The 18,521-nt window shown below is 65.6% G+C and carries 18 protein-coding genes; 1 reads left to right on the top strand and 17 read right to left on the bottom strand.

Annotated elements, in window-relative coordinates:
- Positions 1–42 precede the first annotated feature (42 nt).
- The 17 genes from FEJ81_RS12925 to FEJ81_RS13005 all read right to left on the bottom strand — a co-directional run bounded on the left by FEJ81_RS12925 (position 43) and on the right by FEJ81_RS13005 (position 17,967).
- Complete coding sequence (locus tag FEJ81_RS12925) at positions 43–1,743, bottom strand: acyl-CoA mutase large subunit family protein (protein ID WP_138245677.1); 1,701 nt, start codon at positions 1,741–1,743, stop codon at positions 43–45.
- Between the two features lie 85 nt (positions 1,744–1,828).
- Entirely contained in the window at positions 1,829–2,569 is a 741-nt protein-coding gene (locus FEJ81_RS12930) for an NAD(P)-binding oxidoreductase (RefSeq protein WP_138245678.1), read from the bottom strand.
- A gap of 103 nt (positions 2,570–2,672) precedes the next feature.
- On the bottom strand, positions 2,673–3,506 hold the full coding sequence (locus FEJ81_RS12935) for a CBS domain-containing protein (protein WP_138245679.1): 834 nt from the start codon (positions 3,504–3,506) through the stop codon (positions 2,673–2,675).
- 75 nt (positions 3,507–3,581) lie between these two features.
- A complete protein-coding gene (locus tag FEJ81_RS12940) occupies positions 3,582–5,081 on the bottom strand; it encodes a DHH family phosphoesterase (RefSeq protein ID WP_138245680.1) in 1,500 nt (499 codons plus the stop codon).
- Positions 5,082–5,216: 135 nt separating this feature from the next.
- Positions 5,217–6,755 (bottom strand): NADH-quinone oxidoreductase subunit N, encoded by a 1,539-nt coding sequence (locus tag FEJ81_RS12945; protein ID WP_138245681.1) that lies wholly within the window; start codon positions 6,753–6,755, stop codon positions 5,217–5,219.
- Entirely contained in the window at positions 6,755–8,284 is a 1,530-nt protein-coding gene (locus FEJ81_RS12950) for a complex I subunit 4 family protein (protein WP_138245682.1), read from the bottom strand. Before FEJ81_RS12950 ends, FEJ81_RS12945 begins: the two co-directional genes overlap by 1 nt.
- A complete protein-coding gene (gene nuoL, locus FEJ81_RS12955) occupies positions 8,281–10,329 on the bottom strand; it encodes an NADH-quinone oxidoreductase subunit L (protein ID WP_138245683.1) in 2,049 nt (682 codons plus the stop codon). Before nuoL ends, FEJ81_RS12950 begins: the two co-directional genes overlap by 4 nt.
- A gap of 3 nt (positions 10,330–10,332) precedes the next feature.
- A complete protein-coding gene (gene nuoK, locus FEJ81_RS12960; protein WP_006181260.1) occupies positions 10,333–10,638 on the bottom strand; it encodes an NADH-quinone oxidoreductase subunit NuoK in 306 nt (101 codons plus the stop codon).
- Complete coding sequence (locus tag FEJ81_RS12965; protein WP_138245684.1) at positions 10,635–11,075, bottom strand: hypothetical protein; 441 nt, start codon at positions 11,073–11,075, stop codon at positions 10,635–10,637. The genes nuoK and FEJ81_RS12965 overlap by 4 nt, the downstream gene beginning before the upstream one ends.
- The gene (locus tag FEJ81_RS12970) at positions 11,072–11,350 is read right to left on the bottom strand and encodes an NADH-quinone oxidoreductase subunit J (RefSeq protein WP_138245685.1); all 279 of its coding nucleotides are present in this window, start codon (positions 11,348–11,350) and stop codon (positions 11,072–11,074) included. Before FEJ81_RS12970 ends, FEJ81_RS12965 begins: the two co-directional genes overlap by 4 nt.
- 40 nt (positions 11,351–11,390) lie before the next feature.
- Positions 11,391–11,852, bottom strand: coding sequence for a NuoI/complex I 23 kDa subunit family protein (locus FEJ81_RS12975; protein WP_006429628.1), 462 nt, complete (start codon positions 11,850–11,852; stop codon positions 11,391–11,393).
- Positions 11,849–12,964: a complex I subunit 1/NuoH family protein gene (locus FEJ81_RS12980; RefSeq protein WP_138245686.1), complete on the bottom strand. Its 1,116-nt coding sequence runs from the start codon at positions 12,962–12,964 to the stop codon at positions 11,849–11,851. Before FEJ81_RS12980 ends, FEJ81_RS12975 begins: the two co-directional genes overlap by 4 nt.
- A 1-nt stretch (position 12,965) precedes the next feature.
- Entirely contained in the window at positions 12,966–14,627 is a 1,662-nt protein-coding gene (locus FEJ81_RS12985) for an NADH-quinone oxidoreductase subunit D (protein WP_138245687.1), read from the bottom strand.
- The gene (locus FEJ81_RS12990) at positions 14,624–15,331 is read right to left on the bottom strand and encodes an NADH-quinone oxidoreductase subunit B (protein WP_006429625.1); all 708 of its coding nucleotides are present in this window, start codon (positions 15,329–15,331) and stop codon (positions 14,624–14,626) included. The genes FEJ81_RS12985 and FEJ81_RS12990 overlap by 4 nt, the downstream gene beginning before the upstream one ends.
- Positions 15,328–15,735: an NADH-quinone oxidoreductase subunit A gene (locus tag FEJ81_RS12995; protein WP_138245688.1), complete on the bottom strand. Its 408-nt coding sequence runs from the start codon at positions 15,733–15,735 to the stop codon at positions 15,328–15,330. The genes FEJ81_RS12990 and FEJ81_RS12995 overlap by 4 nt, the downstream gene beginning before the upstream one ends.
- A 304-nt stretch (positions 15,736–16,039) precedes the next feature.
- Positions 16,040–16,678, bottom strand: coding sequence for an AIR carboxylase family protein (locus tag FEJ81_RS13000; protein WP_138245689.1), 639 nt, complete (start codon positions 16,676–16,678; stop codon positions 16,040–16,042).
- A 62-nt stretch (positions 16,679–16,740) separates the two neighbouring features.
- Positions 16,741–17,967 carry a 5-(carboxyamino)imidazole ribonucleotide synthase gene (locus FEJ81_RS13005; RefSeq protein WP_138245690.1) on the bottom strand — a complete coding sequence of 409 codons (1,227 nt, stop codon included), beginning with the start codon at positions 17,965–17,967 and terminating at the stop codon, positions 16,741–16,743.
- 122 nt (positions 17,968–18,089) lie between these two features.
- Between FEJ81_RS13005 and ribH the strand changes: the two genes are divergently transcribed.
- On the top strand, positions 18,090–18,521 hold the full coding sequence (gene ribH / locus FEJ81_RS13010) for a 6,7-dimethyl-8-ribityllumazine synthase (RefSeq protein WP_138245691.1): 432 nt from the start codon (positions 18,090–18,092) through the stop codon (positions 18,519–18,521).

Below are 18,521 nucleotides of genomic sequence, written 5' to 3' on the forward strand. Positions count from 1 at the left end.
TCTCGAGTGCGATCGGGCTGTACGTTGTTTCGCCCGACAGTATCAGGCTAACCCGATGCTCTCGCTGTACGCGCCGTGCTGGTCCTCGAAGACGCCCATGATCTCGCCCATCGTCGCGTAGGCCTTCACGGCGTCGACGATGTACGGCATCGTATTCTCGCCGCGCTCGCTGGCCTCGCGCAGCGCCTCGAGTGACTCCTCGACGGCCGCGTCGTCCCGGTCGGCTTTCACGTCCGCGAGTCGCCCGAGTTGGCGCTCGGCCGTGGTCTCGTCAATTTGGAGGATGTCAGGACTGGTGTCCTCCTCGAGCGTGTACTCGTTGACGCCGACGACGACCTCCTCGCCGCGTTCGACCCGTTCCTGGTACTCGTAGGAGGCGTCCTGAATCTCCCGGAGGAAGTAGCCGTCCTCGATGCCGATGAGGATGCCGTCGCGGACCGAGCCGTCGCCCATCTCCCGGATCTCCTCGATGTAGCGCATCGCGCGTTCCTCGATCTCGTTCGTGAGCGTCTCGACGGCGAAGGAGCCGCCCATGGGATCGACGATGTCGGCCGCGCCGGACTCCTCGGCGATGATCTGCTGGGTCCGCAGGGCGACCCTGACCGCCTTCTCGCCCGGCAGCGCCAGCGCCTCGTCGAAGCTGTTGGTGTGCAGCGACTGGGTCCCGCCGAGGACGCCGGCGAGCGCCTGTATCGTCACTCGAGCGACGTTGTTCAGGGGCTGTTGGGCCGTCAGCGACTGGCCCGCCGTCTGGGTGTGGAACTTGAGCCGTTTCGATTCGTCGGCCTCGGCACCGTACCAGTCGTCCATTACCCGCGCGTAGATCCGGCGGGCCGCCCGAAACTTCGCGATCTCCTCGAAGAAGGAGTTGTGGCAGTTGAAGAAAAAGGAGAGCCGCGGCGCGAACTCGTCGACGTCGAGCCCCCGCTCGACGGCGTCTTCGACGTAGCCGAAGCCGTCCGCGAGGGTGAAGGCAAGTTCCTGGACCGCCGTCGAGCCCGCCTCGCGGATGTGATAGCCCGAGACCGAAATCGGGTGGAACTTCGGCGTCTCGGCCGTGCTGAACTCGAGGACGTCCGTCACGAGATCGAGCGAGGGCTCGGGCGGGATGACCCACTCCTTCTGGGCGATGAACTCCTTGAACATGTCGTTCTGGAGGGTCCCGCGCAGGTTTTCTCGAGGAACTCCCCGCCGGTCGGCCAGCGCGACGTACATCGCGTAGATCACCGGCGCGGAGGGGTTGATCGTAAACGAGGTCGAAATTTCCTCGAGATCGATCCCGTCGAAGAGGATCTCCATGTCCCGGAGCGTGTCGACCGCGACGCCCTCCTTGCCGATCTCGCCCTCGCTCATGGGGTCGTCCGAATCGAGTCCCATCAGCGACGGCATGTCGAACGCCACCGAGAGCCCGGTCTGGCCCTCGTCGATCAGGTAGTGAAAGCGCTCGTTGGTCTCCTCTGCGGTGCCGAAGCCGGCGAACTGCCGCATCGTCCACGTCCGCCCGCGGTACATCGTCGGGTACGGCCCGCGGGTGTACGGCTCCTCGCCCGGGAAGCCGAGATCCTCGAGGTAGTCGAGGTCCGAAACGTCGTCGGGGGTGTAGAGGCGGTCGACCTCGTGGTTCGACACGGTCGCGAACCGGTCCCGGCGCTCGCCGTGACGCTCGAGGGCCGGCTCGAGGCGCTCCGCCGCCCACTGGTCGCCGGCCTCGCGGATCTCCTCGAGTTCCTCGTCGTCGTACATGGTCGTAATATTTGCCGACAGCGCAATGAAGGTTCGGGGGTGTTTTCCCGACTGCAAACGGGCCCGGAATGCCCCGGAGAACGGCTCAGGCCCGGCTGCGTTCGCGGGGGACCGTGAGGGCGTCGTCGCCCCAGTCGATGTCGACGAGGCGTTTCGGCGTCCCCGACAGCCCCTCGCGGCTGACGATTTCGATCGTTCGATTGCGCGCGTCGGGCGTGAACGGCGACGCGGCCATGATCCGGGCCACGTCGGCTCGCGGAATCGACCCCGAGACGGAATCGCCGCCCTCGCCCACGAGGACTTCGCCGCTCGGCGGTCTGTTCGTGAGGCTGCCGGGACGAACGATCGTGTATCCCAGCCCCGATCGGCGCAGCGAGGTCTCGGCGTCCCGTTTGGCACGCAGCGAGCCCCGGATCGCGAGCCGCGACGGCAGCGACAGCCCCGCCCTCGAGTTTCCGACGCCGATCGCGCTCTCGAAGACGAAATAGGAGATTCCCTCCGCCACGGCGGCGGTGATGAGGTTGATGACGCCCGTCCGATCGACCAGCTTGCCGCCGATCGCGTGCCGCAGGCTCGGCGGCGTACCGAGCGCACAGTAGACGATGTCACAGCCCTCGACCGCCTGCACAGCGTCGGCCGACTCGAAGAAATCGGCGACGATCACCTCGTCCGCCCCGTGTCGCTCGAGCGTGTCCGCGGCCGCATACGACCGCGTGATCGCGCGAACGGTCAGTTCGGTCGGCCGCAGGACAGACAGCAGTTCGTGTCCGGTGTCGCCGCTGGCACCGGCGATGAGAACGCGATCGGGCGTGTGTGATCCAGCCATCGAGCGAGGTACCGCGCCGACACGGAAAACGCTCACCAGCGGTCGGTCCGGCTGACTGTCTCCCTGCTGAGTATGAGAAATCGTCCCGCGGTTCGCCGACGCCCTACTGGTCTTCGTCCCTGTCTCCGCCCCCGCCGTCGGACTGGAGTCGCTTGGTCGTCTGGACCAGCGGATGTCTCGCGTAGTCGACGACGTCGATGTCGTCGATCCGCTCGAGGTCCTCCTTTTCGGCGGTGCGTGCCATCCCCAGATCGATCTCGTGGGAGATGACGATGACGTAGGCGTCCATCTCGTCGATCGATAGCTGATCGGCCGCGAGCACGCGGTGGTGGCCGTCGGCCAGCAACAGTGTGCCGCCGTTGTCGATGACGACCAGCGGCTCGGCGAGCCCGCGCTCGAGTTCGTATCGCCGCCCCTCGAGTTCGTCGGCGTACACCCGGCCCTGCGTCGGGGTGAGTTCCGAGAGCGGGACGGTCCGGCGCTCCTCCGTCAGCTCGATCTCGTGGATCTGCTCTAAGGTCCGCATCAGTTTGCCCACCTTCTCGGGGGTCGCGCGCTCGATCTGGCTGCGGATGACGTCGGCGTTCGAGATGATCCCAACGAGGTTGCCCGCGTCGTCGACGACAGGGAGCTTCTGGATGCCCGAGCGGAGGATGACGCGCGCGGCGTCGTTTACCTTCATGTCGGGGTGGGCGACCAGCAGATCGGTCGCCATGACCTTGAAAATCGGGTCGTCGTCCTCGGCGAGCAGCAGGTCGCGAGCGCTGATGAAGCCCTCGACGCGCCGTCGATCCGTGACGGGAAACCCGCTGTGTTCCTCGCTCTCGGCGATCCGCGTCGCGACCTCGCCGACGGTTTCGTCGGGCGACACCGTCGCTACGTCCCGCGTCATGTAATCCTTGACCTTGGGCTTCGTCCGGCCCGACACGACCTCCATACCCGGACACACGGGAGCCGCGCGCAAAAGTACTGTTACTGACGCTGCCTCTTCCTCCTCTCGACCCTCGAGTCCTCACGCGGACTCGCCGTCTTCGGGCTCGCCCCGCTGGGTGAACAGCCACTCGCTAGTCTGGGTGTAGGCTCCGACCGGGACCCCTGGCCGCGTCTCGATCGCCTCGAAGAACCGGTTCGTGATGACCTCCTCGACGACGCTGACGATCGACTCGATCTCCGCCTCGTCGTCGGCGCTGCCCAGAATGCCGATCTCGAGTTGCGCGCCGGCCATGTCGGCGTGGCCGCCGGCGCTCCCGATCCGGTCGAACGCGTCCCGCAGGGTCTCCCCGAGGTCGACATCGGCGGCCCGCGACCGGGCCGAGAGGTAGACCATCTCGTCGTTGAAGCCGAAGACGAGCGTCGTCTCGACGCCCTCCATCGCGAGCAACTGATCGGCCGCTTGGGGCAGCGCGTCCCGATCGCTGATCCGCCCGACGCTGGCGACGGCGACCGACTCGCGTTGCACCCGGTTCTTGATCGCTCGCGCGATCGTCTCGAGGGTCTCGCCCTCGAGGGAGGGTTGTTCGATCTGGCGCAGGAGCGACGTGTCGACGTGGGGCCACAGCCGCGACGCCGCCCGGAAGTCGGCGGGCGACACCTCCCGCGTGAAGTCGTTCGTGTCGACCCGGATGCCGTACAGCAGCGCCGTCGCCGTCGCCGGATCGAAGTCGAGGTCGAATCGCTCGAGGTACTCGGTCAGGACGGTGCTGGTCGCGCCCGCCTGCTGGCGCAGGTCCACGAACTCGCCGGGGACCGGCCCGCGGGGCGGATGGTGGTCGATGACGATATCGACGTGGAGGTCGGACGGGAGCTGATCGTTGACGCCGGGCCGGGAGTGATCGACCAGCGCGAACGCCGAGTACTCCGAGATCGGCTGGTCGCGGTCTAAGTTCCGCAGATTCAGTCCGAGCAGGTTGACCATCGCCCGGTTCTCCTGATGGGAGATCTCGCCGAAGTAACAGGCGTCGGCGTCGACGCCGACGGACTCGGCGACGGCGACCAGCGCGACCGCGCTCGCGAGCGCGTCCGGGTCCGGATTGTCGTGTGCGAGGACCGCCAGCCGGCCGTCGATCCCCGCGAGTTGCTCCCGGAGTTCGATCGCCGCTTCGGCCGACGGGCTCGCCGCGCCGTCGAGGACCCGATCGGCCATGACGCTCGAGGGATCGACGACGGCGTCGGCCAACTCCTCGAACCGGTCGCGGTCCGCCGCCGTCGCATTCCCGCCCAGATACGCCACGATCGAGGCCTCGGGGAACCGATCCCGCGCCGCCTCGAGTGCGGCCCGATTGATGTCGGTGCGGTCGCTCCCGACGAAGATTACGTCCGGGGGGTCGACGTTCGAGATCACGTCGGGGTCGGCCGGGTCGGCGCCGCGGGCCGGCACGCTCTCGTCGCGCAACGTTTCGACGACGCTCTCGTCGTCGGTGATCGCGAGCAGTCGGTCGCCGTCGCGCTCGGACAGTCGCTCCGTGACCTGTCGGCAGACGGTCCCACAGCCGAGCACGAGCCGGAAAACCATTTGTCGCGGCTTGCAACCCCGACGGGTAAAAGCTACCGGGTCTCCGCTCGGCTCATACGGATTGCTGTAACGATTTACCGGCGCAACCGCCGCCCAGGTCGCGGTTGCGCCGGAAATGACTTACAGTAAACCGTATCAGGCGACGACCGCCGCGGCCGCCTCGAGCGCGGCATCGGCGATCGGCCCGAACGCGGGCAGGGCGACGACCGTGAGGACGGCCGCAGCGATGATCGCCGCGTAGAGCCCGGTCGGCTGGGCGAGGCGGTCCCGGTCGAGGATCGGCTCCTCGATCCAGAGCGCCTTGACCAGCCGCGAGTAGTAGTACAGCGAGAGCGCGCTGTTGACCACGAGCGCGGCGGCGAGGACTAAGAGGATCGTGTTGTCCGCGGCCGCGTTGATCGTCTCGGTGTAGAGCAGATACTTGCTCCAGAAGCCGCCGAAGGGCGGCACCCCCGCGAGGCTGAACATGAACACGGCCATCGCGGCGCAGGCGAACGGCGCCTGCTGCGAGAGACCGTTGTAGTCCTCGAAGGTCCGGCCGACGCCCCAGTACTCCGCGAGGGCGACGAACAGGAACGCGCCCGTGTTCATGAAGCCGTAGACCAGCAGGTGCATCATGGCCGCGCCCATGACGAGTTCGCCGCCCTCGGCTGAGAGGGCCGCGAGCCCGATCAGCACGTAGCCTGCGTGGCCGATCGAGGAGTAGGCGAGCATCCGTTTGACGTTCTCCTGAGTCGCCGCCGCGAAGTTCCCGACCGTCATCGTGACGATCGCGAGGATGACGAAGGCCAGCGTCCAGTCGACGCCGATGGCCTCCGTCGTCGCGGCGACCGGGAACGCCGTCGTGAACACGCGGAACGCGAGCACGAAGCCGGCGGCCTTCGAGGCCGAGGAGAGGAACGCCGAGATCGGCGCGGGCGCACCCTCGTAGGCCTCGGGGGCCCAGAAGTGGAACGGAACGCTCGCGGTCTTGAACGCGATGCCACCGATCAGCATCAGGATCCCGAGCCCGAGTAGGCCGCCCATTTCGCCGACGGCTCCATCGCCGCTCTCGAGAACTGCGGCGATATCCGTGAGTTGCAAGGAGCCGGTCGCACCGTAGACCAGCGAGACGCCGTAGACGAAGATCGCCGAGGACAGCGCCCCAATCAGGAAGTACTTCAGCCCGGCCTCGACGCTGCCGCGGTTGTCCTTGAGGATCGCGACCAGCGCGTACGACGGCAGGCTCGTCAACTCGAGTGCGATGAAGATCGTCACGAGGCTGTTCGAGGCGGCCATCATCGACATCCCGGTCGCCGCGAGGATGACCAGCGAGTAGTACTCGGCCTGATAGGTGTGATCCCGCAGGTAGTCGTGGCTCGCGACCGTGACGAGGGCGGTGACGATCGCGACGATGATCATGAAGTACAGCGCGAGCTGATCGACGACGAACTGGCCGCCCATCAGATCGATGACGCCGTAGTTCTCGATCCCCGTCGCACCGACGCCGGCGGCGGTAAACCAGACGGCGACGGCCAGCGACGACAGCGAGCCGACGACGGCGACGCCGGCGAGCAGGGTGCGGTTCGTCGAGTGCGGGTTGATGCTATCGAGCAGGAACAGCACGAGCGCCGTCCCCGCGAGGATCAGTGCCGGCGCGAGTGCCGCCCACTGCGGAAGCTCGAGGACTGCCATCAGAGATCACCTCCGTGCTGGATGATCGGATCGATTGCGTCGGTTATCATGTCGAAGATCAGGCTGGGGGCCACGCCCAGCAGGATGATAAGTCCCAGCAACACGACCATCGGCGCGATGTCGTGGAGGGGTGCACGGCCCACCTCGTAGTCGGTTTCGAGTCGATACGGTCCGAACACCGTCCGCTGGAGCGCAAAGAGCAGGTAGCCAGCGACGATCACGATGCCGAACATCGCCGCCGCGGTAAACAGCGGCGAGTAGTCGAGCAGTTCAGAGCCGAAGGCCCCGAAGAAGATCGTGAACTCGCCGTAGAACCCGCTCATCAGGGGCAGTCCCATGTAGCCGAAGGCACCGGCGATGAGGATGCCGACCGCGATCGGCATTCGATCGGCTAGCCCGGACATATCGGTGACCATCCGGGTGTGGGTGGCGTTGTAGATGACGCCGACGGCCATGAACATCAGCCCGGAGATCAGGCCGTGAGAGACCATCTGGAAGGTCGCACCGCCGACACCGAACTGGGTGTAGGCGACCAGTCCGAGGATGACATAGCCCATCGACGAAACGGATGAGTAGGCGACAATCCGTTTGAGATCCGTCTGGGCGAGCGCCAGCATCGCGCCGTAGATGACGCTGATAACGGCGATCGCCGCGATCGGGACCGCATACATTTCGACCTGTTCCGGGAACATCGTGAAGTTGAACCGGAGCAGCGCGTAGGTCCCCATCTTCAGCAGGACCCCCGCCAGCAGCACCGACGCCGGCGTCGGCGCTTCGACGTGGGCGTCCGGTAGCCACGTATGGAACGGGACGATGGGCACCTTCACCGCGAACCCGAGGAACATCGCCACGAAGACGACCGACGCGAGCGTCGTCCCCTCGAGGCCGAAGAAGCCCTCGGGGCCGCCGTCGAGCATCGCCCCCGCGATTTCGGGCAGCGCAAAGGAGGTGACCGAGTCACCGAGCCCGAAGACGAGCGCGATGAAGGCACCGAACATCACCAGCGACGCCACGTTCGTGTAGACGAAGAACTTGATCGCGGCGTACTTGCGGCGCGGGCCGCCCCAGATGCCGATCAGCAGGTACATCGGGATCAGGACCGCCTCCCAGAAGACGAACCAGAGGAAGAAATCGAGCGCCGTGAAGACGCCGATCAGGTTCGCCTCGATAAAGAGGATCAGGCCGTAGAACTGGGATTCGCGCTCGTCGATCGGCGTCCACGAGCTCACGATCGCCAGCGTACAGAGGATCGTCGTCAGGACCACCAGCGGCAGGCTGATCCCGTCGACGCCGACGAACCACGAGATCGAGTGTTCGCCGAGTTCGATCCATGCGGCCTGCGATTCGAACGCCAGTTCGCCGCCGCGCAAGGCGTTGCCGCTGCCGTCGAAGGCGGTGAACAGCCACAGCGACAGCGCCGCCGGCACGAGGCTGATGGCGAAGGCGAGTTTGCCGGCAATTCGATTCGGCGCGACGAACGTCACCAGCGCGCCGAGCAGTGCGACCGCGATAAGCGCTTCTATCATCATGCGAACCACCCTCCGATATAGCCGAGGACGAGTAGCAAGCCGATGAACCCGCCCACCAACAGCGCCGCGTAGTTAGTTACGATACCCGTCTGCAGCCGCTTGACCACGTTACTACCGGACAGGCTGATCCGCGAGGTGCCGTTGACGACCCCGTCGATCACCGTCTGGTCGAACCGATCGGCGGCTCGAGCCAGCGGCAGCGTCAGCCCCTCCGCGAGCCAGACCTGATACTCGTCCTGGTAGTAGTTGCGCTTCAGAACGCCGTACGCGCCGCCGAGTTTCGTCGTGTGACGCTTCGGCTCGGGGACGTTGTACAGCACGTGTGCTGCGAACGCGCCGGCCAGTGCCAGTCCGAGCGACAGGCCCGCGGCCAGCAGCATCGTCGTCGTCTCGGAGCCGATCACGCCCTCCTCGAAGGCGACCGTCTCGTGGTAGTCGTGGTAGGTCAGCCCCTCGAGGTAGCCGTATTCGCCGTCGAGCCAGAACTCGAGGAAGGTGATGTCGGCGTGGAGCACCTCCGCGACGGGCGCGAGGTTCGCGAGACCCGCGACGGTCGCGAGCGTCCCGAGCGCGATCAGCGGGACCTTAACCGCCCAGCCGACCGCGTGGGGGTCCTCGGCCGTCTCGGAGCGGGGCTCGCCGTGGAAGGTCAGGAAGACCATCCGGAAGGTGTAGAACCCGGTGAAGAAGACGGCGATCAACCCCATCGCGTAGGCCGCGAGGAAGATCGGTTGCTCGAGGCCGACGGCGAGCGCGTCGAACAGCACCTCGTCTTTCGACCAGAAGCCGGAGAACGGAACGATTCCCGCGAGCGCGAGCGCGCCGGCGAGGAACGTGTAGTAGGTGACGGGCGCTTTGGCTTTGAGCCCGCCCATCTTCCACATGTCCTGTTCGTGGTGCATCAGGATGATGACGGCCCCGGCACCGAGGAACAGGAGGGCCTTGAAGAAGGCGTGGTTCATCAGGTGGAAGACGCCGGCGACGTAGCCGCCGACGCCGAGGCCGAGCATCATGTAGCCGTACTGGCTGATCGTCGAGTACGCCAGCACCTGTTTGATGTCGTCTTTGACGACGGCCATCGTCGCGGCGAAGAGCGCGGTGAAGCCGCCCACGAAGGCGATGATCGCCAGCGCGGTCGGGCTCAGTGCGTAGTAGCCGAACATCCGCGCGACCAGGTAGACGCCGGCCGCGACCATCGTCGCGGCGTGAATCAGCGCGGAGACGGTGGTCGGCCCTTCCATGGCGTCGGGCAGCCACGTGTGGAAGGGGAACTGCGCGGACTTACCGAGCACGCCGCCGAGGACGAGCAGTCCGGTGATCGTCACCCACGTCTCGGCGTCGAAGCCGAACAGGGTCGTGCCGTCGTCGATCGCCGTCTCGGCGGCGGTGACGAACGACTCCTCGCCGGCGAAGCCGACGGTGCCGAACGTCGCCGCGATAGCGACGACCCCGATCAGGAAGAAGTAGTCACCGAAGCGGGTGACCAAGAAGGCCTTCTTCGCGGCCGAGGGTGCCGATTTCGTGCGGAACCAGAACCCGATCAGGAGATACGAACACAGCCCGACGAGTTCGAAGAACATGAACGCCATCAGCAGGTTGTCCGCGAAGACGAAGGCGAGCATGCTGAACGTAAAGAGGCCGAGTTCGGCGTAGTACCGCGGCAGTCCCGTTTCGCCCTCGGCGTTCATGTAGCCGAGACTGAATATGTGGACGAGCAAGGCGACGAGCGAGACGATTACCAGCATGAGCGCCGAGAGGGGATCGATCAGGATCCCGAACGAGAACGAAATCGTCTCCGCTCCCGTCTCGCTCATCGCTGCGCCGGCCGTCCACTCGTACAGTTCCGTGTGATGTGCGTTGCCGCCCGCGACCGCCGCGAACATCACGAGCGAGATGAGAAGCGAGCCACCCGTCGCGATGATACCCGGGAGCGCGCCTTTCTTCGGCAGGTACCTCCCGAACAGCAGCGTGATCACGAACGCCACGAGCGGGAGCACTGCGATCGCCGGTGCGAATCCGAACGGTCCTGTTGCTGTTGCTGCCATCTTCTACCACCTCATCGTCGTCGGTACCGTGACGTCGACGTCACGGAAGTTGCGGTACAGCACCAGAATGATCCCGAGTCCGACCGCAACCTCCGCGGCAGCCAGCGCCATCGTAAACAGCGCGAACAACTGCCCCGTGAGGTTGCCGTGATAGAACGCGAACGCGATCAAGTTGATATTCGCCGCGTTCAGCATTAGCTCGACGGACATCAGGAACAACAGTGCGTTACGACGCGTCAACACGCCGAAGAGCCCGATACAGAACACCGCCATCGACAGCAGCACGTAGTACTGTACGTCGACGGTCATCGGTTCTCACCACCGGTGTCTGCGGATCGGCCGGTCGATTCGGCGCTTCCACCGTCGGCGACTGCCGGCGCCGCACCCTCACCGCTACTCGAGGACTCGCCGGTGCTCGAGAGCGCGGCGACGGGTTCGCCGCCCTCCTCGCGTTTCGCGAGGACGAGCGCGGCGTCGAGTGCGGCGTCGAGTGCGATCGCGACGAGCAAGACGGCGGCGAGGAACGGTTCGGTGCCGCCGATCTGCTGGAGCGAGTCGTAGCCGAAGAGCGCGTAGCCGAGTTCGGCCGTGATCGAGACGTCGTCGGGGAAGCCGGCTCCGGCGGCCGCGGTCATCGGATCGAAGGACGCGTTCAGCGTGATGAGCGCCATCACGGCGAACAGTCCGACGGCGAGTAGTCCCGGAACCAGCGTCTTGCCGAGTCGGAGTTTCGGACCGGTCGTCATGCCTGTACCACCTCGTCTGCGTCGGCGTCGGAATCGTCGCGCTGGGTCAGCATGACGGCGAACGTGATGAGGACGAGGACCCCGCCGACGTAGACGAGGACCTGCATCATGGCGACGAATTCAGCCGCTAACATCACGTAATGGGCCGCGACGCTGAGCAGCGCCACACCAAGCAGGAGCGCCGAATGCCACGGGTCCTGCATGAGCACGACACCCACCGCGCTGGAAAGCGTCACGACGGCGAACAGCGCGAACGCGATCAGCTCGTAGTTCATGTTTTGTTGATAGTGCCCGTTTGCGGGACGGGCGGACCCGTTACTGGTAGTCGACCTCCCCGTCACCCTCACCGACCCACGCGCCCCGGTCGGGTTCGCGGGCGGCAAGCGGGTCGATGTCCTTGTACCACGGTACCGCTTTCAGCTGCTCTTTGTTGTAGACGAAATCGTGTTTCGTGTCCGCGGTGAACTCGAAGTTCTCCGTAAGCAGGATGGCGTCGACGGGGCAGACCTCCTCGCAGAGCCGGCAGTAGATACACTGCCCGATGTGGAGGTTGTACTGTTCGCCCTGTCGCTGATCGTTCGTGACGATCTGGATCGTGTCGTTCGGACAGACGTTCTCACACTGGCGACACCAGATACACCGCTCCTGACTGAACTTGTGGACGCCGCGGAATCGCGGCGACACGTCGGGTGCGGTCTCCGGGTACTCCACCGTGAAGGTAGAGCCGTCCAGTGCGTGTTTCATCGTCGTTGCCATCGATTTGAGTATCCCGATCATGCTATCAGCCCCACGATTACCGCGGTCAAGATGAGATTGGCGAAGGCCAGCACGAGCAGTCCCTTCCAGCCGATCTCGATGAGTTGGTCGATACGAACCCGGGGAACCGCCGAGCGCAGCCACTGCGTCGCGAGGAACACCGCCCAGATCTTGATGATGAACCAGACGATGCCCGGCAGGATCGGCCCGGCGGGTCCGCCGAGGAAGATCGTCGCGATGATCGCACCGCCGAGGAAGATGTGGAGGAACTCCCCGAGGTAGATCAGGACGAAGTAGACCGAGGAGTACTCGGTCTGGTAGCCCGCGACGATTTCGGTCGGTGCCTCCGGCGTGTCGAATGGGTTACGGCCGACCTCCGCGAAGTTCGCCACCAGAAAGAGGACGAACGCGAAGGGGTTGACCAGCGCGTACCACGACGGAATCGAAATTCCCGCGATCGTGATAAGCGGCTCCGCCTGCGCCGAGACGATCTCACCCATCTGGAGGGTGCCGGCGAAGATCACGACCGACATCCCGGTGACGACCAGCGGGATCTCGTAGGCGACGTTCTGTGCCACCGCGCGCAGGCCGCCGAGCATCGAGTACTTGTTCGCCGACGCGTAGCCGGCCATCACCAGTCCGAGGCTCGCGATCCCCGAGACGGCGAAGACATAGGCCAGCCCGACTTCGGGATCCGCGAGGTGAATCCCGTTACCCATCGGGATGACGGCGAAGCCGAGCAGCGCCGACGACGCGACGACAATCGGCGCGAGGTCGTAAGCCGGTCGGTCCGCGTTCTCGGGCACGACCAGTTCCTTCGACAGGAGCCGCACCGCGTCGGCGATGATGATGAACAGCCCGGCCGGTCCGAGCCGGTTGACCGCGATCCGGTCCGTGAAGGCCGCGGTTATCTTCCGCTTCGCCCACGGCCCCGCGACGCCGGTCATCGCGAGCATCAGGTTGCCGATGAGGAAGGCCGCGAGGAAGGTCGCGAGCAACTCGCCACCCAACCCGAACCCGTCGAGACCGGTCAGCTCGCCGATCCGCTCGGGGAGCAAGACCGTGTCCTGTAGCGGCACCGCCGGCAGTTCGGACAGTTCGCCGGCCGCACCTGCGATCTGGCCGCCGGACATACTACCGGTCCACCTCTCCGAGCACGATATCGAGGCTGCCCAACGACGCGATCAGGTCCGGTACGTACTCCCCTTCGGACATCTCGGGCAGCGCCGAGAGGTTGTGGAAGCACGGACTCCGGATCTTGAACCGACCCGGCTTGTCGGTGCCGTCCGAGCGGATGTAAATGCCGAGTTCGCCCTTCGCACCCTCGACGCTGCGGTAGATCTCCGTATCCGCGTCCGGCTTGAGCGTCCGCGGGACGTTGCTCTGGACCGTGCGTTCGTCCTCGGGCCAGTCCTCGAGCAGGTCGAGACACTGCTCGATGATCTTCGCGGACTCCTCGACCTCTTGCATGCGCACGAGGACGCGGCTGTAGTTGTCACAGCCGTCCTCGGTGACGACGTCCCACTCGAGGTTATCGTAGTAGCCATAGGGGTCGTCGCGCCGGAGGTCGTAGTCGATGCCGGATCCGCGTGCGACGGGCCCGGTACAGCCGTACTGTTTGGCGACCTCGGGCTCTAAGACCCCGGTGTCGTGACACCGGATCTGGAAGATCTCGTTGCCGGTCAGCAGGTCGTTGTACTCGTCGACCTTCGCGGGGAGTTCGTCGAGGAAGTCCCGCGTCTTCTCGATGAACTCCTCGCGGGGTTCGGGCAGGTCCCACGCGACGCCGCCCAGCCGGAAGTAGTTGAACATGAGCCGCTGGCCGGTCAGATCCTCCAGGATGTCTTGGACGACCTCGCGGTCGCGCATGCCATATTGGAAGATGGCGGTGAAGTCGCCGTAGACGTCCAGCGCGAACGTCGCCAGCGCGAGCATGTGGGAAGCGATCCGGCACAGTTCTGCGCCCATCGTCCGGATGACCTGCGCGTACTCGGGGACCTCGATGTCCGCGAGGTCCTCGGCCGTGCGCGCGTAGGCCCACTCGTTGAGCAGGCCGGCCGAGACGTAGTCCCAGCGGTCGGGATAGGGCATGATCTGGTGACGGTAGGTCCCCTGCTGGCACATCTGCTCCTCGCAGCGGTGCAGGTAGCCGACGTCGGGATCGACGTCGACGACCGTCTCGCCGTCCAAGACCGTCTCGATGTGGAGCACGCCGTGGGTCGCCGGGTGGTGGGGACCGATGTTCAGGAACATCGTGTCCGACTCGTCGTCGTGGTGGTCCGGCTGGACCGGGTTGGCGTGTTCGGTCAGGGTCACCAGCTGGGGTTTCTCCTGATCGTAGCCCCGCGAGAGCGGGTGGCCCTGCCACGTTTCGGGCAGGAGGATCCGCCGCGGATCGGGGTGGCCCTCGTAGTCGATGCCGACGAGGTCGAAGGCCTCCCGCTCGTGCCAGTCGGCGGTTCGGAAGACCGGTTCGGCGCTCTGACTGACCGGGTCGTCGGTGGTCGTCGGGACGACAATCGACACCTCTTGGGTCGGATCGTCGTACTTCCGGAGGTGGTAGATCGATTCGTACCGATCGGCGTACTCCTGTGCGGTGAGGTTTGCGAGGTGATCGAATCCTGCCTCGTCCCGGAGGTCCGTGAGGACCGATTGGACGTCGTCCGGTCGGATGACGAATCCGGGCGCGTTCATGTGGTCGTCGCGTGCGAGCGCGCGATCACCGAGCAGCGCCTCGAGGTCGTCTTCCGTGACTTCGATCGGCGGCTGGCCGCCGCGCTCGAGTCCCGTGCTCATGGCGAATCAGCCCAGTTGTAGCGCATGACGAGGTCCTCCTCGTCGATGTCGTCCGCGAGCTTCTGGACGAGTTCGTCCTGTGGCAGGTCGCCGAACTCCTCGAGTTCGTACGGTTTGACGACGACGGGCGTCGACTCCCCGTTGCGGATCCGCTCTTGGAGTTTGGCGATGCCGTAGACGAGCGCCTCCGGTCGGGGCGGACAGCCGGGGACGTGGATGTCGATCGGGATGATCTCCTCGGCGCCCTTGACGACGTTGTAGCCCTCTTGGAAGGGGCCGCCGGAAATCGTACACGACCCCATACCGACGACGAACTTGGGTTCGGGCATCTGGTCGTAGACTCGCTTCATGCGGGGCCCGAACTTCGAGACGATCGTCCCCGGGACGATCATCACGTCGGCCTGCCGCGGCGAGGCCCGCGGGACTCCGGCGCCGAAGCGGTCGAGGTCGTGTTTGATCGCGTACGTGTGCATCATCTCGATGCTGCAACACGCGATCCCGAACTGGAGCATGAACATGGAGTTGCCCCGGACCCAGTTCATGAACTTATCGAACTTCGTGAGGATAAACGGCGTCGATCCGAACGCCTCCCGAAGCTTGGAGTTGAAGCGGTCGTCGGCACCCTCACCGATTCGCGAGTCGCGGGTGTCCGTCGACGGTGCGGTGCTATCGTAGATTTGCTGGCGTGGTTGTTCGCTACTCATGATCTGTCAGTTTCCAGCTGACGCGGTGTCTGTGCCCACTGTACTGCACCTGTGCGCCACGCCCACGCGAGTCCGACGAGTAGGATGGCGACGAACAGTAGCATTGGCCCGAGCGCGCTGACAAGCGAGATTTCCTCCGCCGCGAGCGCATCCTGATAGGCGACCGTCCACGGGAACAACAGGACGGTCTCGATATCGAAGACGACGAACAGCAGCGCAACCATGTAATACTGAATATTGAACCGGATGCGCGTCCCGCCGGTCGGAATCTCGCCACTCTCGTAGGTGGCTCGTTTGCTCGTTTCGGGCACGGTGGGTCGCAGGAGATACGATACCGCCATCATCCCGAACGGTATCAGTACCCCGACGAGCGCCAGCGCCCCGATGGCGATCCAATCATTCATCTCGGTAACGTCCGAGGCTTCAAACCGCACGCACATAAGGGTTGATTCTTCGTTTTTCGGGGAAGCACGGGCCAAGGAGCGACTTCTGTGAAAACGACTCTCGTGAATAATCACGAGAGATGATAGCCGGTCGTCGGGAACGCGAACGGATCGGTAAAACGGGATTGGTAGCCGGCGAAATACGCCGATACGCGGCCAGTAAGCAGACGAGAGTGGTCACAGGTTCATCAGTCGTTCAGTCACTGTGACTGAGATGGACGCGACGGCGGGACCACCGCGAGCGCGTGGCTAATCCGAGACGCCGTTACCGATCGCGGTCCCGGAACGCCGGCGTGCCGCTGTCGTGCAGTTCGCGAGAGACGTTCCCGACGCCGTCGCGCAGGGCCTCGTGGTACGCGACCAACCGGTTGCGAACCTCGTCGTGCTGGCGTGCAAGGATTTGGGCGGCCGACAGCGCGGCGTTGAACGACTTGCCGGCGTCGACTGCGACCAGCGGTGCGCCCGTCGGCATGCCGATGACGCTGTCGACGGACTTCTCTTGGACCGGCACGCCGATGACCGGTAGCGGGTACGCGATCGACGCGGTCATGTTCGGGAGGTCGGCGGACTTCCCACCTGCGCCGGCGATAATGACCTCGAGGCCGCGCTCCTCGGCGGTTTCGGCGTAAGCCGTCATTAAGTCGGGCGTGCGATGGGCCGAGGTGACGTAGGTCTCGAACGTAAACTGCGCGTCGGGCGCGCTCTCGTAGTCGGTCTGTTCGGCGAAGCCGAGTTCGTCCACGAAGGCGTCGTACGCGCCGCGGCGCGTGCCGCCGGTCATCATCGTCTCGAGGTCGGAGTCGCTGCCCATGACGATCCCCACGTCGGGCGTCTCCACGGCCGGGCGGTCCTGTGCGGCCTCGTCGTGCAGGCGGTCGATCAGATCGGTGACGCTGTCGCTCATGCGTGACTGTGGTCGGGCGGGTGACTTGAAACGGTGGCAAACGGGCCGGAACCGGCGGCCGTCTACTCGTCCGTTCGGAACGTCACAGAATTCTCGAGGTCGCGCGCACGCTCGAGCAGGTCCTCGATGTCGGCGTCCTCGGTCTCGCCCGAGACGGTGACGTGGCCCATCTTGCGCAGCGGCCGGACCTGCCGCTTGCCGTACCAGTGGAGGTGCGCGCCCGGCGTCTCGAGGACCCGGTCGATATCACCGAACTCCACGCGCTGTTCCTCGTCGACATCATCAGAATCGCTTTGCGATTCTGATTGGCTCGAAAGAGCGAAGCTCTTTCGAACGTCGCCGAGCAGGTTCGTCAGCACAGTCGGCGAGCGCAGTTCGGTCGAGCCGAGCGGCCAGCCCAGTACCGCGCGCGCGTGCTGTTCGAACTGCGAGCTCTGAGCGCCCTCGATCGTCCAGTGGCCGGAGTTGTGCGGACGCGGCGCGATCTCGTTGAGCAGGATCTCTCCCTCGCGCGTTTCAAATAATTCGATCCCATAGACGCCCCGTCCGTCCATTACTTCGAGCACGTCGCGCGCGACGTCGTAGGCGCGTTCCGCGGCCGCGTCGCTCGAGCGCGCGGGAACGATGGTTTCCCGGAGGATCTCGTCGACGTGGACGTTCTCGCCGATGGGGAAGGTCGCGACCTCGTCCTCGCCTTTGACGGCGATAACCGAAACCTCGCGCTCGAAATCGACGAACGACTCGACCATCGCGGGACCGGCGACGGACTCGAGGGCGTCCGCAGCTTCATCCTTCGACTCGACGGGAACGTTCCCGCGGCCGTCGTAGCCGCCCGTGCGGGCCTTGAGCATCACCGGCGCGCCGTAGTCGTCGATCGCCGCGCGGATGTCGTCGGCGTCTTCGACCGCGCGGAACGGCGGCACCGGAACCCCCGCGTCCTCGAGGTCCCGTTTCTGGACGAGTTTATCGTGAATCGTCTCGAGCGTCGACGGCTTCGGGTGAACGGGCGTGCCCGTCTCCTCGCTCACGCGCTCCATCACGTCCTGATCCGCGAGTTCGATTTCGAACGTGAGCACGTCGGCGCACGCGGCGAGTTCGCGGATCCCCGCCTCGTCGTCGAACTCGGCGACGATCTGGTCGCGGGCCACGAGCGCCGCCGGACAGTCCGGCGTCGGGTCGAGCACGACCACTTCGACGCCAAGCGGCGCGGCCGCCTCCGCGAGCATCCGCCCGAGCTGTCCCCCGCCGACTACACCGATCGTCGGTCCCGGCGTCCGTAGCGTCGTCATTACGCGCCGGTTCTCGTCGCCCGCGCTTAAGAATTCGCAAATGGGCCGTCGCTCGGGGCGCGAGTCGGTTTCGGTCACCGGAGAACGGTACCTCTTTTACCTGCCCTCCCGACCGCTCGCGTATGACCACGCTCGGACTGGTGGTCGCGGAATTCAACCGTCCGATCACCGAGCAGATGGAGCAGGAAGCGCTCGAGGCGGCCACCGCCGCGGGTGCCGAGGTGTCCGAGACGGTCCGCGTCCCGGGGGCGTACGACGCGCCGCTGGCCGCCGACCGGCTCGCACGCCGCGACGATGTCGATGCCGTGGCCGTCATCGGGACCGTTATCACCGGTGACACGGACCACGATCAGGTGATCACCGACGCCACCGCCCAGCGGCTCTCCGACGTGAGTCTCGAGCGCGACACGCCCGTGACACTCGGCGTCACCGGCCCCGGCATGTCCGCCGCCGAGGCGCGCGAGCGCGTCGAAAACGCGGCGAAAGCCGTCGACGGTGCGCTCGATCTCGTCGACGAACTACCCGACCCCAGTCCCGCCGCCGATTCCGACTAG

Source organism: Natrinema versiforme, assembly GCF_005576615.1.
GTDB lineage: Archaea > Halobacteriota > Halobacteria > Halobacteriales > Natrialbaceae > Natrinema > Natrinema versiforme_A.